This is a genomic window from Sphingobacterium rhinopitheci, from assembly GCF_022627575.1.
GTDB lineage: Bacteria > Bacteroidota > Bacteroidia > Sphingobacteriales > Sphingobacteriaceae > Sphingobacterium > Sphingobacterium rhinopitheci.
Map to the genome: position 1 here is coordinate 388,119 of NZ_JADEYQ010000002.1, position 14,775 is coordinate 402,893.

A 14,775-nucleotide genomic window follows, 5' to 3' on the forward strand; every position below is an offset into this window, starting at 1 on the left:
CAGCGAATTTAACGAGAGAACAACAAAAGTGAATGAAGCGGATCGTATAACTAAAAATTTTGAGGATAGCCCCCACTAAAGGCACAGAAAGATAACGATAAGCACTGAACAAAAAATAACAGCAGATATTTTCGTTAATGGAATCAAATAAGATCCAAAACGTAAACTGGACAGCAATTTAAACCGCATTGACGCATTTCTATATGATGCACAATAAACGCTAGTACCATTAAAACCAAGCATATAGAAATAGCTCTTCTAAACTGGAAGCACCAAAACGGGTGAAGGAAAAAATCATTTCAAAAAGCAAGATGATAAATTCTCACATAATAAAATATATACTAAAAAGACGCTTAATAACCAGTATAAAGCAAACAACAGAGAAAAAAAGTAGAAATCGCTTACTAAAAAATAGAATGTTTTTAGAGGCAACCTAAATGTACAATTACGAGTGGAAGAAAAGTGCTATAATTTATTTTCAGGAATATCCTTACAGGACGAGCGTATATTTCGTGATTTTTACGATTATTACCGTTCTAGGATATATACTGTGGCATTAAGATTATCCAACGATGTAGCTATTGCTGAAGATGTCGTGCAAGATACTTTTTTGAAAATTTGGATCATCCGTGATGAGATAATGCATATTGATAATATTGAAAAATACGTATTTGTGATTGCCAAAAATTCAGTCTTGAATCTTATCAAAAAGAATGAACACTATAAACGATATGCACAAGAAGTCGCTAAAGACGCTATTTTACGTGTATTTTCTGACACAGATTTCAACGTACAAGAAAAGGAATTTGAAGATATTCTTCAACAAGCCATTAAACGTTTGCCTGAAAAACAAAGACAAGCATATATCTTATCGAAAGAAAAATATTTGACAAGAAATGAAGCCGCAAAAGAATTAAATGTATCGCCTGAAACTATAAAATCAAACCTTGAAAAAGCAATAAAAAGTATTCGCGCCTTCTGTTTACGCCATCTTAAAGAGTTGCCGGTAATTTTTATACTATATTTTTTTTCAAAATATTTTTAGAGCTATTCATTTAACTACCTATAAATTACAATTAGATACTTTCCGAACATCCTCTTCAAATGTCGCCTTAGCGGATTGGCAATAGGAGGAGGATGTACTTCCGTACTGCCAATACGCTAAGGCGATGAGTTTAGCTTCATTTTGCGAAAAAAAAACGGAATGCCCATCCGTCATAGCAGATATGATATAAGGTCGATTAGCAAAATATAATGTCTTTCATTTTGAATAATAATAGGTCAGTATCTCTAAATATTTTTAAGCCAAGACCCCCAAGCCAAGCTGTTGATTGTCCTTAATATGTATGCAATACTAGAGAAGCTTATTTCTTGATTATTAAACATACCTGTTAAAAATTATATAAATGAATAATAAATCACGTATTATATATTTAGTTGAACAGTGCTTGAGTGGGACAGAAACTGTAGATGAGCGAGAAGAGCTAAGCACCTATTTTCTTCTAGAAGAGTGTAATCCGCTTCTTGAAGAGATTGTCGAACAGTCTTTTTACACAAAGAATCCTTTAACAGATTTACCTAAAAAAAGTAGCAAAGCTATTATAGACAGTATTATCAATACATTTCCTGTAAATAATCAAATAAAAAAGAAAAAATCCCCTTACCATCAATGGGCCTCCGTAGCGGCGTTATTTATACTATTAGCCTCCCCTTTAGTCATTCTGATGCCTATCCAGGAATTAAAGAAAGAAATTGGAAAAGTAGAACCCAGTAGCGCAAAGAATGAGGCTATTCAGAGGTCTGTAAATATTGAAAAAGAACCGACTGCCATAGATATTGCGCTATTGACAACTTCCGGTGGGGAAGTTTATAAACTTGATGAATTAGCTATAGGAAAAAGTATAAATATTGGTGATGCACAATTAGAAAAAACGGGAATGGCTACTATTTCCTTTCAGCACAACAAAAAATACAGTACAAGCACTAATACCATTAATACGCTCGTTACTCCTCGGGGTAGTAGCTATGCCGTGACACTATCTGATGGATCAATTGTTGATCTTAATGCGGAATCCAAACTGATCTTCCCAACATTTTTTATCGAATCCGAACGCCAGGTCAGTCTAGAAGGAGAAGGGTATTTTGATATCGCTATTGATACGGCACGAAGATTTGTAGTTCAGGTCATCACAGCTACACAACAACAAGATATTCTGGTCTATGGCACGAAGTTTAACATTAACGCGTATTCCACAACAGATGGAATAATAACAACCTTAGTAGAAGGCGCCGTGAAAGTTAGAACTTCTAGTCTACTGCAGGAGCTAAAACCTTTACAACAAACCTTATTAAAAGATGGTAAACTCATATTATCGGCGGCCAATTTAGATTTGAATTTAGCTTGGAGAAATGAGCTGTTCTACTTTATTGATGAACCAATAGAAAGTGTGATGCATGAAATTGGTCGATGCTATGATGTGGATATCGTTTACAACGATGGAATCCCTCCTGTAAAAATATGGGGACAAATATCAAGAAAAAAAAACTTATCAGAAATATTAAAAATTCTAACTAAAACAAATGACTTACGCTTTGAGGTAAAAGGAAAAGAGATTATTGTAATGGAATAAGCACTACACATATATGGTACCCAACATGTACTAATAAAAACCTACTCTAAAGATAAAATCATTTGATAAAGGACTAAACAAAATTATGAACGCTACTACTTTGACACATAGAAAAACTAGCCGCACGCTTGCAATGCTGTTAATCCTAGCATCTGTATATATTGGGCCTGCTATTGCACAATTGCAAACGGTTACAATAGATAAGAAAAATATTACATTGAATGAATTCTTATCAGAGATTCGTAAACAGACGGGTTATGATTTTGTATTTACCTCTTCGAAGCTAGATTTTAATAAAAAAATTAGCCCTAATTTTAAAGATGTAGACCTAATTCAGGTATTAGACGAATACTTCAATATTAAAACGGGAATAATATTCATCATAAAACACCAAACTATTGTGTTTATAGATGAGGACAAGGCTGATTATAGAACAATACAAGGCCAATTAGTTAGTGAAGACACGAAGCAGCCTATACAGGGAGCTACAATAGCCATTACCGAAAGAAATATTCACACACAAACTGATAACCAGGGTAAATTTGTGTTTAACATTCCTGAATATGTAAAGCACATCATCATTACAAATGTAGGCTTTACCAAGAAAATTGTGCCCCTTACACCGTCAATTAATTATCGAATAGAACTACATGAAAAACCTGAGGCCATAGAAGATGTCTTGGTTACGGGTATTTTCAATCGTGATATATCGAGCTTTACAGGTGCCGCAATGACGATTTCAGGAAGTGATTTAAAAAAAATTACCAGCAATAACATATTTACTGCTATTTCCGCATACGACCCCGCGTTTAGGGTTTTGCCAAACAATCAACTGGGAGGCAACATTAATCAGATTCCCGAAATTCAACTGAGAGGACAAAACTCATTTCCAAATATAAATAGTGAATTGTCTTCAAATCCTAATCAACCTTTATTCGTATTGGATGGATTTGAGGTTACAATAGAACGTGTGATCGACTTGGATATGAATATGATAGCAAGTATTACGTTATTAAAAGATGCTTCAGCTACAGCAATCTATGGTTCCCGCGGAGCGAACGGGATTATGGTAATAAACACAATTAGTCCTAAACCTGGTAAAGTGCAAGTTATTCTGACCAATGATTTTAGATGGTCTAGACCAAACCTTTCTGTATATAATTACTTAAATGCAGTCGAAAAATTAGATTTTGAGCTAAGGTCAGGTGTATATGATGCTAAAACTGATGAAGAATATTACCGCAATGATGTGCTTTATAATGAAAGGCTTAAAAATATTCATAGAGGGATTAACACCAATTGGAAAGAAATCCCTACGCAAGTAGGCTACAACAACAGGACTTCATTAAATCTACAGGGCGGAGACAATCATTTACGTTATGGGCTATTGGCAGCTTCAGACATGCAACAAGGGGTGATGCGGGGCCAAGATCGTAAGAATTATTCCGGACAATTTGACTTAACTTATCTGGTGAATAAGTTGCAATTCAAAAATTCAATTCGCGTTTTTCAAAATTTATCCAATGAGTCCCCCTATGGCAACTTTAGTGATTACCTACAGTTAAACCCGTATTTGTCTCCCTATGATAATGAGGGCCTTGTACAGCGGTATTTAGAAGAATACCTGATTAACAATGTTCGTTTTAGAAGAACCAACCCTTTGTTTGATGCCAAGTTAAATTCTTTAAATCAAACAAAATATTTAGGCTTCACGAATAGTTTTCAGATTCGATATAATATCTTGAAGAATCTTTATATTGAATCTAACCTAAGTCTCTCACGCCAGGAAGGCGGCACGGATCAATTTTTTTCCGCCTCTGATAGTCGTTTTGAAACGATTACTGATCCAAACCAAAAAGGAACATATACCTATCTTAACACCGCGAGTTCTTCTTATGAAAGCATCACTACTTTGAACTATAATCTTTCTGCTAACAAGCATCAGCTATTTACGACAGCAGCCTTTGATCTTGCAAATAGTACGAATAAGTTTTCTCAAATCATAGCAGAAGGATTCCCTTATGATAGATTAGACAATTTACTGTTTGCTTACCAATATCAAACGAATGGCAGGCCTGCGGGTGATGAAAGTACAATGCGAAGAGTTGGTTTTTTATACAGCTCAAACTATTCTTACGACAACAGATTTCTTGCTGATCTGTCGCTTAGAAACGATGGCTCTTCACAGTATGGAACAGCGAAACGATTTGGAACATTTTGGTCCACTGGCCTAGGTTGGAACATACACAATGAACATTTTTTTCTAAAGAATGACATGGTTAATCGCTTCAAAATAAGAAGCAGTTATGGTACTACAGGATCCTTAAATATTCCTGCTTATTCTTCCCAAACGAGATATGGCTATTCATCGACAAGTAGTTATTATGGAGAATTAGGCGCTATAATTACAAATCTTGGTAATCCTACATTGAGTTGGCAAAATGTGTACAAATTAAATATCGGACTGGATTTAACCCTATTTAAAGAACGGCTAGACCTACGCTTCGATGTCTATCAGGAAATAACAAAAAATTCTTTAACGAGGATTACTTTAGCGCCCTCAACGGGATTCTCAAATTTCTCCGAAAATTTGGGCGTAGTTCAAAACAGAGGGCTTGAATTTTCTACACGTTATAAAATCATTGATAACAAAGCAAATGGAATCATGTGGGGGATAAACCTAAACGGTTTTACAAATAGAAATACCCTAAAAGAATTATCCAATAAATTAAAAGCTTCCAATGATTTATTAAATGAGAATAATGAGGAACAAAGAAATCCTAATATTTTATTTCAAGAGGGCGAATCAATGGATGCTATTTATGTTGTAAGATCTTTAGGCGTTGATCCTGCTACAGGTTCAGAAATTTATCTAACAAAGGAGGGGCTACGAACTTTTGTATGGAATGCAGCAGATAAGGTGGCATATGGAGTAAGCATACCTAAATGGAATGGAAATTTTGGAAGTAATTTCTTGTATAAAGGTTTTGAGCTAGGCTTGCTGTTGAATTTTCAGTTCGGAGGCCAACTATACAATCAAACATTGATTGATAAAGTTGAATCTGTCAACCCAAACTTCAATGTGGATCGTAGAGCATATGACTTGGGCTGGACTGCACCTGGAGATATATCTCAATTTACGCGTATAGGCGTAAATACTATTCCTACTCGAGTTACCTCTCGATTTGTACAAGACAATAACCTACTTACAATTAGCTCCTTGTCCATTAGTTATAATTTTTACAGAAGCGAGTGGTTAAAAAGAGTAGGATTACAAAGTTTGGCTATATCCGGCATAACGAATGACTTGTACCAGTGGAGTTCTATTGAAATTGAACGTGGTACCTCCAATCCATTCGCAAGGACATATTCATTTTCCATTCGTTTAGGCATTTAACATTTTTCGAATTTAATTATGAAAAAGAAAATTTATCAAATAATAATACACGCAGTTGTTGCTATAACAGCTGTTAGTTGTACCAAATATTTAGATGTCGAGCCCAAATCTAGTTTATCGGAGAATGAAATGTTCGCCTCTGAGCTTGGCTTTGATCAAGCTTTATCTGGCGTCTATGCAACATTAGCCGCACGGAGTTTATACGGTGACAATATGACCATGGGCTTCACTGCTGCTTTGGCACAAAATTATGCAACATCAGGACTAGGCAGCTTATTTGTTGATACGCGTGCGTATAATTATAGCTCAACAGAATTTACGCGATACGCATCTTCTATTTGGACCTCTGCTTACAACACAATAGCCTCAGTAAATAATATCTTGAAATTTGCAGAGTCAAACCGCAATGTGCTATCAACGAGTGCCTATCAGCAGATTACTGGAGAAGCCTATGCTATTCGAGCATTATTGCATTTTGATTTATTACGCTTATTTGCGCCATCTTTTGCAAGCAATACAAATGGCATCGGCATCCCTTATAGGAAAACTATTGATCAAAATCCGACCGCAGCTCTATCCATTACTGAAATCATAGATAATGTCTTAGAAGATTTAGATATAGCAGAGACTTTATTAAAAGAGCTAGACCCTATTTTCGACAACACCATGCAGCGTCGATTCAAAATGAATTATTACGCTATAAAAGGATTGCAAGCTAGGGTATATCACTATAAAGGAGAGGAAAAGCAAGCATATGACGCTGCAAAAGTAATAGTCGATTCACAACAATTTCCTTTTGTAGCAACTTCATCTGTCAATACTACTATTGCTGGCACCAAGGATAGATTATTTATGTCTGAACTGGTTTTCGCATTACGCAATAGAAATATCGGAGCCTGGGCAGTGAATTCATATTTTACAATCCTGATCAATTCTAGGTTTTCATTAACAAGACCACTTGCTGATTTGTCCGCTATATATGAAGGGAATACTAATGATTTACGGTACGCAAATTTATTTGAAAACAGTAGCAATGTACTTATTTCTTCCAAATTCTGGCAAACTTCTACTTCGGAAATTGATAGTTTAAGGTTAGACAGGATGGTTCCAGTGATTCGTATGAGTGAAATGTGTTATATTCTCGCCGAGACAGCACCAACGGAGGATGAAGCTTTAGATCATCTCAATAGAATAAGAAATGCAAGGCACTTAGTGGATTTACCCAAAAATTCGAACACCCTGAATAGAATTTTTATTCAAGATGAAATTACGAAGGAATATCAAAAGGAATTCTATGCCGAAGGACAACTCTTCTTGTACTATAAACGAAAAGATATGAATCAATTTCAATTTAGTCCAGCTAACTTTTCCAAATCAGCTTATGTTTTACCAACACCAGAATTAGAAAAAGAATTTAACCTTAATTATCAATCGCCATGAAAATAATTATTTATACAATATCCATCCTATGCCTCCTGTCAAGTTGTGCTAAGGAAAAAATCATGTATTATGAAGGACCTGATGCCATTAGCATATATATTGGTAGGTATGACTCCGATAGTGTTATTTATTCCTTTTTGACCAAGTTACCAGAAGTAGTTCAAGACACCGTCAAATTGAGAGTTCGTATACAAGGCGCAGCCACAGCAGTTGACAGACGTATAAATCTTGTTGCAACAGACGGAACAACAGCAGTAGAAAATAGAGATTATATTTTGTCGGAAATTACCTTTCCTGCGGGGGCTACAGAGATCCTTTACCCCGTTGTGCTGTTAAGAAGTCCGAACATTAGAGAAGAGTCAAAGAGACTCTATGTAAAAATTGATCCTAACAATTTCTTTATGGAAGGTGCACTAGGGCTAGAAATTGGCAATACCTTGAGTATCCCCTATTTCAAAATAATTTTTAACGACAATCTATCTGAACCCATTTGGTGGGGATATTTGGCATTTGAAATCGGTAGTTTTAGTGTAACAAAGCTACAATTTATTATCAGTGTGTACGGTGAAGACTACAATTTTGAAGGTTTATTTTTCCCTATTGTATATGAAGGCATCACCTATATGTCGCCAACACCTGAGGTCGGTAATCTACCGTTGAGGCTCCGTACGGCGTTGATGAAATACGAATTGGCAAATGGACCATTGATTGATGAATTTGGGAACAGGATTACATTCTAAATAAAAAAATGATGATTATAAAAAATATAGCTCGCCTTCTAATGATGCTTTTGTTACTATCCAGCTGTAATAAAGACACCTTTATTGAAACACAAAAGGAAATTGATGATTTTCGAATAGCATCGAACTCAATACAACCCAAATACGAAGTCACGCAGTTGGATTCGTTGAAAATCTATCCAGAATTAAATAATCTAAACCCCAATAAAACATACACGTATGAATGGCGATTGTATGCTAAAGATAAATTTAGTATACTATCAGAAAATCGTAACCTCGAAGAACAGATTTTTTTAAATATTGGTACACATAGTGTACAATATTCTGTGATCGACCAAGACACAAAAATTAAAGCTATTAGTATATTATTCTCTATTAGAGTTATGGGAGGCTTTTCACAAGGCTGGATTGTTGGTAATAATGTAGATGGCAGAGGTAGATTATCATTCATCCGCACGATAGACGACGTGGTGTCTTATAACACACTAGAGGATGTCAATGAGCGGAGCTATCCGTCCAAATTAATTGCGGCCTATTCTGGCGCTGTAGGCTCGGAATTTTCTGGACAATTCAAACAAATTTTATACTTTACGCAACAGGGCTTAATGATATTTCATTCGGATAGCATGATTCAAACAGGAGAGAATAATAATTATTTCTTTGATGAAATGAATTTTTTCAATAAACCAGCGTACGATATAAGTGGATTTCTGCTCGATCAATACCTCATCGACGAAGGTAAATTGTATGCCGCTATAGGACAGGTATTTATGGGCGACGACGGGGTAGATTACGGACCGTTTAGTACTGAATTTGAAGGAGATCACGACTTGTTTCCCTTTGTATTCACCAGCTCAGGATCACCGACATATTTCTATGACAATAAATATGAAAAATTTCTAACCGTGGAATATTTGTCTAGATCATTTGACTTTCCAACGACAGCGATGATAAATGGGCAATTTGAATTAAATAATGTTGCTAAAGAAATGATAGCTGCCGACAAAGGCAAATCAAATAATAGCTATGCCATCATGAAGGATAGAAATAGCAATACATATTATATCTATTATTTCCCTTTCAGCACACGATCTGCAGTAAGCAGCGGTAGATTCTTTGAATTATCCTCTAATATTGGGCTCAATAATTTGTCTGCATTTGCGGCTTCTAATATCTGGGACTATGCGTACTATGCTACAGAAAACAGCATCTACAAAATAGATTGTACAAATGGAGACGTTTCATTATTTCAAGATTTGGGCGCAGGCAATCGTATAGCAGATATAAAAGTGTTGAAACATGGGGATAACTCGGGCCTACAATTAACTGTAGCTATTAATAAAGGTGATAATGGGGAAGTGCACTATATTCCTTTAACGCAGTTTGGAGATAAAGATTCATCCCAAGAAATTAAAATATTTAAAGGGTTTGGTGAAATAACGAATTTAAGTTATAGGATCATTAATGTTCGATAAAATTGTTATTTATAGTGTCGTACATTAATGAAGGAAATAATATAAAGCCTTAGACCATAGATGATGTTGATGTAATAAAATTAGCAGGAAAATAAAAATCATTAGTGTTACACATTAAATAACCACCTAAGAAGAGGCTAATTTTGTGTGTGTTCTAAAAGGAAACTTTACCTCCCAATCATTGAAGACCCTAATTTATTATTTTATCATTACAAAACTGCATAAAGAACAGTTTCAAAAAAGGGTCGCATAATAAACTTACACGACCCTTTTTATATCTATTGCTATTAATCTAATAGTTCGGACAATTTCTCTTCCAAAGCCTCACCACGAAGATTAGAAGCTACGATACGTCCTTCTTTATCTAAGAGAAAATTTTGAGGAATGCCTCTAATAGAATACAATTTTACTACAGGCGAATTCCAAAATTGCAGATCAGAAACATTTGTCCATTGTCCCAATTTATCGTGCTCAATAGCTGCAACCCAATCATCCTTTTTTCCTGGTCGGTCTAATGATACGCCATAAATAGTAAAGCCTTTATCTTTAAATTTATCATAGGCAGCTACTACATTAGGATTCTCTTGGCGACAAGGACCACACCATGAAGCCCAAAAATCTACCAATACATACTTACCTCGTAATGACGAGAGAGCAATTTCTTTACCATTTGCATCTGGCATGCTGATATCCGGCGCTACTTGTCCGACTGCTAATTTGCTTAAATTATTTACTTTTTCTTGTAACTCAACTCCTTTTTTAGAGCTTTTTAGGTTTGCGTCCAAGCTAGCATACAGTCCTTGAAGCTCCCCAACATTGGAAGCATCCAATTTGTCTGACAATATATTCAAAGAGATCAAACTGGAAGGGTTTGCTTTAATAAAAGCGATATCCACAAGACCTTGCTTCGCCATCAATGCCTCATAATTAGATTCTATTCGAGCATTGAAAGCTTCATCTGCTTTTTGTTCATCGGTAGCACCTTGATACTCTTGCATCAAAACATCAATCGCAGCCTTAACTTCAGCACGCGCTATTTCGTAATTTACTAAATCATCGTTAACCTTCGTACCCGAAATTTTAGCATTTTTGAAGTTCTCTCCAGTAATATTGACCACACCTTTACTCAAGTAAATAGTACGGAAATCGGGTTTCGACAATTGACGCAAAGGCTTGCCTTCAGCAGACAATATTACAAATGCCTGAGATGGTTCAGCAACCACACCATTGAACACAAAAGAGCCATTATTGATAGCTGCAGAATCCAACTTACGCTGGCCTCCTTCTGCATATTGTAGGTATACTTTTGCCGGTGTATTCAATTGACCGATCTTCCCTTTTATCGTAAATTCCTCTTGAGCAAATAACAATGACGGCAATAATGCTGCCGCTAATAATATTTTCTTTTTCATTATTCAAAGTTTCTAATATGACTATTTAAAATATAAAACGTTTAATCTACCAACGTCCACTGGCACCGCCACCACCAAAATCACCACCGCCGAAGCCACCGAAGCCGCCTCCACTGTCGCCACCACCAAATCCACCACCGGAGCTTCCGCCGCCACCACGGCCTAAACCATTCAAAAGCATCCACCAAAATAAATCGTTACCACCTTTACCATTGATAACACGACCGCCACGGTTATCACCCCCACCTTTGGATATAAATGCAATAACAACAAAAATGATTACAATGACAATAACTCCACCAAGACCACCTCCTTCAGCATCAGATTTTTTAGCCTTGGAATCGGCCTTATATTCTCCTTTAGTATAAGATATAATGGCATTTGTAGCATCATTTAATCCTTCATAATAATTGGCATCTCTGAAGGCTGGTTTTATTTCATTATCAATAATTCGATATACAATAGCATCAGGCAGTGCCCCCTCAATACCATATCCGGTCTGAATAGTTACTGCACGATCTCCAATAGCCGCAACGACAATAATACCATTGTTATATTTCTGTTGCCCTACACCCCATTTCTTAGCTAGACGTACAGCATAATCAGCAATATCATATCCATCGGTAGAATTTACCAAAACAACAGCCAACTGAATAGATGTACTATCTTCAAATGAAAGAAGCTTTCGCTCTAAGGCATTGACTTCTGTAGAAGTCAATGTATTGGTAAAATCACTAACTAACCCTTTTGGTTGTGCAGGGAGATCCTGCGCTGAACCAATAAAGGAAAGCAGCAAAAAACATAGAGTAATAACACCATGTTTTACACCTAATTGATCAAATAAATTGTATTTAGCGAATATCATATTAAATAATTAGTTACTGCCAAAATGAACTTCATTAGGTAATTCGTTTACATCATCCTCTTGTCGGGGAAAAAAAACATGTAGTCTCTCTCCTGCTTGATGTATTCCTTCTATTAACCCCTTGGCATAATTTCCCTCACGAAAATGAAGTAACATTTTTTCTTTTGTACATTCCCAGAAATCAGCTTCCACTTTCGCATTAATACCTTTGTCACCAATGATTGCAAATTGATGATCTGCAACAGCAAGATAGATTAGTACCCCATTTCGCAATCCCGTTTTATGCATTTCTAATTTCTCAAAATATTTTGCTGCTTTATCCAAGGCTGTACATTTTCCTACGATATTTTCTACGACAACACGTATTTCGCCAGATGTACGATTTTCCGCTAAACTAACAGCATGTGTTATTCTTTCTTGCTCTTCTGAACTAAGTATTCCCATATCAAATTTATGCTAAAAAAGGTGAACAATTGGGGCATTCAACGCACCATCATTCACCTTTTAGTAATATTATAAGTAAAATATTCTGCTAAAAAGCAACTGCAGGCGCTTTATCAGAACCCTCTGCTGCAGTGAAAGTACCCTTAGCTTTAAACCCAAAAATACCGGCCATGATATTGTTCGGAAAACTACGAACCGTTGTATTATACTGTTGCACGGCATCATTATAAGATCTTCTTTCTACAGAGATACGATTCTCTGTTCCTTCCAATTGTGCTTGCAATTCTTGAAAATTAGAGTTTGCTTTCAAATCTGGATAAGCTTCAACACTTACCAATAGACGACCTATAGATTTAGAAAGAGCATCTTGCGTTTTTTGAAATTCAGCAATTGATTCTTCCGATAGATCATCCGCATTTACATTCACAGAAGTCGCCTTAGCACGTGCTTCTACTACAGCTGTCAATGTCCCTTGCTCATGTTGAGCAGCTCCTTTTACAGTAGACACCAAATTTGGAATTAAATCTGCACGACGTTGATACACATTCTCTACCTGTGCCCATTTAGCTTTTACATTTTCATCTTGAGATACCATTGTATTATAACCACAAGAACTAAAAGATAAGGCTGTAAATAAACCTAAGATTGCAAATAATAATCTTTTCATATGTAATTTTTTCAAACTAATTTTTTTAAAAATAAGAAATATTTTCTAATAATAACGTCATAGACGTGTAAACAGCGTAATATCCTTTTTAAACATTAGACGGTAATTCCGTAACTTTGTTACATCTTTTGGGATAAAAACCCAAGTATAAAAATACTATGCAAAAAGAAATAGAATTGGGCATAAGCCCGGATTTCATCCATGATGAAGAATATATCATCACTCAAGGCGTACAAAAGCTCAAAGTAGAGCGTAAAAGAATCAAAGGCATCCATATTCGTAAGCGCTCCATAGATGCTCGTAGTAGACAAGTACTCTACAAAGTACGCGTCGTATTCTTTATCGACGAAGAACCCATCATAGACACTTTTGTCTCTAACCTCAAGCCTGTACAAGATGCAAAACCTGTTATTATCATAGGTGCTGGTCCAGCAGGACTATTTGCAGCATATCGCTGTATAGAACTAGGGCTAAAACCCATCGTCTTAGAACGTGGTAAAGCAGTACAAGATAGACGTCGTGACTTAGCAAAAATAAACCGGGAGGGTATTGTTAATCCAGAATCCAATTACTGCTATGGTGAGGGAGGTGCAGGAACCTATTCTGATGGTAAATTATACACCCGCTCCAACAAGCGCGGTGACGTACATAAAGTACTTTCTATATTTGTAGAACATGGTGCTGATGAAGATATCCTAGTGGATGCACGCCCACATATAGGCACCAACAAACTACCACATATCATTGCAGATATGCGTAACCGAATATTAGAAGTCGGTGGCGAAGTACACTTTGACAGCAAGGTAACAGACATCATAGCGGAGTTTGGCCAAGCAAAAGGTGTCAAAACGGCCGATGGCAAATCTTTTAATGCCGATCATATTATATTAGCTACAGGGCACTCTGCACGTGATATATTCGAGCTATTCCAGAGAAAAGGATGGTTACTAGAAGCAAAATCATTTGCACTAGGTGTACGTATCGAGCATCCTCAAGAAATCATCGATAATGCACAATACCACTGCAGTACAAGACATGAAAACCTTCCTCCTGCATACTATTCCTTAGTAGAACAGGTAAATGGTCGTGGCGTATTCTCGTTCTGCATGTGTCCTGGCGGAATAATCGCGCCATGTGCTACAGACCACAATGAAATCGTCGTAAATGGATGGTCACCATCGAAGCGCAATAATCCGCATGCCAATTCGGGAACGGTTATACAAATCAATGTTGAAGATGTCCCTAATGCAGCAACAGATCCTTTTGCTTTATTAGAATTTCAACGCCAGATCGAACAACAGGCCTTCATTTTAGGCGGAGGGAGCCTAGTAGCGCCAGGACAACGCATGGTTGACTTCGTAGAGAATAGAGTTTCTAGAGATCTACCCTTGAACTCCTACAAACCGGGAACACGCTCGGTAGATTTGAGGGAAGTATTACCAGATTTTGTGCATCAATCCCTTCGTGGAGCATTACCATTATTTGGGAAGAAAATGCGTGGATATTATACCAACGAAGCAATATTAGTTGGTGTAGAATCACGTACATCTTCACCTGTTCGTATACCGAGAGACAAAGAGAGCCTTCAACATCCACAAATCAAGGGCTTATACCCTTGTGCTGAAGGTGCGGGCTATGCTGGAGGTATTGTTTCTGCTGCCATCGATGGTATCAATTGTGTTGATGCAATTATAAAAGCATAATT

General features: G+C 36.5%; 11 protein-coding genes. 7 read left to right on the top strand and 4 right to left on the bottom strand.

Annotated features, from left to right (window positions below):
- Positions 1-451 precede the first annotated feature (451 nt).
- The 6 genes from IP023_RS04310 to IP023_RS04335 all read left to right on the top strand — a co-directional run bounded on the left by IP023_RS04310 (position 452) and on the right by IP023_RS04335 (position 9,682).
- Complete coding sequence (locus tag IP023_RS04310) at positions 452-1,045, top strand: RNA polymerase sigma factor (RefSeq protein WP_317224528.1); 594 nt, start codon at positions 452-454, stop codon at positions 1,043-1,045.
- A 361-nt stretch (positions 1,046-1,406) separates the two neighbouring features.
- On the top strand, positions 1,407-2,630 hold the full coding sequence (locus IP023_RS04315) for a FecR family protein (RefSeq protein ID WP_241789020.1): 1,224 nt from the start codon (positions 1,407-1,409) through the stop codon (positions 2,628-2,630).
- Positions 2,631-2,715: 85 nt separating this feature from the next.
- Entirely contained in the window at positions 2,716-6,027 is a 3,312-nt protein-coding gene (locus tag IP023_RS04320) for a SusC/RagA family TonB-linked outer membrane protein (protein ID WP_241789021.1), read from the top strand.
- A gap of 18 nt (positions 6,028-6,045) precedes the next feature.
- The gene (locus IP023_RS04325; RefSeq protein ID WP_241789022.1) at positions 6,046-7,467 is read left to right on the top strand and encodes a RagB/SusD family nutrient uptake outer membrane protein; all 1,422 of its coding nucleotides are present in this window, start codon (positions 6,046-6,048) and stop codon (positions 7,465-7,467) included.
- A gap of 62 nt (positions 7,468-7,529) precedes the next feature.
- Positions 7,530-8,207, top strand: coding sequence for a DUF4843 domain-containing protein (locus IP023_RS04330; protein WP_241789023.1), 678 nt, complete (start codon positions 7,530-7,532; stop codon positions 8,205-8,207).
- An 8-nt stretch (positions 8,208-8,215) separates the two neighbouring features.
- Positions 8,216-9,682 (top strand): PKD-like family lipoprotein, encoded by a 1,467-nt coding sequence (locus tag IP023_RS04335; protein ID WP_241789024.1) that lies wholly within the window; start codon positions 8,216-8,218, stop codon positions 9,680-9,682.
- Between the two features lie 287 nt (positions 9,683-9,969).
- On the opposite strand, the gene IP023_RS04340 is transcribed toward IP023_RS04335, so the two are convergent.
- The 4 genes from IP023_RS04340 to IP023_RS04355 form a co-directional block, all read right to left on the bottom strand.
- Positions 9,970-11,094, bottom strand: a complete 1,125-nt coding sequence (locus IP023_RS04340) for a TlpA disulfide reductase family protein (RefSeq protein WP_241789025.1) — start codon at positions 11,092-11,094, stop codon at positions 9,970-9,972.
- Between the two features lie 46 nt (positions 11,095-11,140).
- A complete protein-coding gene (locus tag IP023_RS04345) occupies positions 11,141-11,959 on the bottom strand; it encodes a TPM domain-containing protein (RefSeq protein WP_241789026.1) in 819 nt (272 codons plus the stop codon).
- A 9-nt stretch (positions 11,960-11,968) separates the two neighbouring features.
- On the bottom strand, positions 11,969-12,403 hold the full coding sequence (locus tag IP023_RS04350) for a TPM domain-containing protein (protein WP_241789027.1): 435 nt from the start codon (positions 12,401-12,403) through the stop codon (positions 11,969-11,971).
- Between the two features lie 88 nt (positions 12,404-12,491).
- Positions 12,492-13,070, bottom strand: a complete 579-nt coding sequence (locus IP023_RS04355; RefSeq protein WP_241789028.1) for a LemA family protein — start codon at positions 13,068-13,070, stop codon at positions 12,492-12,494.
- Positions 13,071-13,228: 158 nt separating this feature from the next.
- Here IP023_RS04355 and IP023_RS04360 point away from each other — a divergent pair, with 158 nt between their 5' ends.
- The gene (locus IP023_RS04360) at positions 13,229-14,773 is read left to right on the top strand and encodes an NAD(P)/FAD-dependent oxidoreductase (RefSeq protein WP_241789029.1); all 1,545 of its coding nucleotides are present in this window, start codon (positions 13,229-13,231) and stop codon (positions 14,771-14,773) included.
- Positions 14,774-14,775: the final 2 nt, after the last annotated feature.

Excerpts from the sequence above, each read along its gene's own strand:
- IP023_RS04315 (WP_241789020.1), top strand. The coding sequence starts at position 1,407 with ATGAATAATAAATCACGTATTATATATTTAGTTGAACAGTGCTTGAGT.
- IP023_RS04320 (WP_241789021.1), top strand. The coding sequence starts at position 2,716 with ATGAACGCTACTACTTTGACACATAGAAAAACTAGCCGCACGCTTGCA.
- IP023_RS04325 (WP_241789022.1), top strand. The coding sequence starts at position 6,046 with ATGAAAAAGAAAATTTATCAAATAATAATACACGCAGTTGTTGCTATA.
- IP023_RS04330 (WP_241789023.1), top strand. The coding sequence starts at position 7,530 with ATGTATTATGAAGGACCTGATGCCATTAGCATATATATTGGTAGGTAT.
- IP023_RS04335 (WP_241789024.1), top strand. The coding sequence starts at position 8,216 with ATGATGATTATAAAAAATATAGCTCGCCTTCTAATGATGCTTTTGTTA.
- IP023_RS04340 (WP_241789025.1), bottom strand. The coding sequence starts at position 11,094 with ATGAAAAAGAAAATATTATTAGCGGCAGCATTATTGCCGTCATTGTTA.
- IP023_RS04345 (WP_241789026.1), bottom strand. The coding sequence starts at position 11,959 with ATGATATTCGCTAAATACAATTTATTTGATCAATTAGGTGTAAAACAT.
- IP023_RS04350 (WP_241789027.1), bottom strand. The coding sequence starts at position 12,403 with ATGGGAATACTTAGTTCAGAAGAGCAAGAAAGAATAACACATGCTGTT.
- IP023_RS04355 (WP_241789028.1), bottom strand. The coding sequence starts at position 13,070 with ATGAAAAGATTATTATTTGCAATCTTAGGTTTATTTACAGCCTTATCT.
- IP023_RS04360 (WP_241789029.1), top strand. The coding sequence starts at position 13,229 with ATGCAAAAAGAAATAGAATTGGGCATAAGCCCGGATTTCATCCATGAT.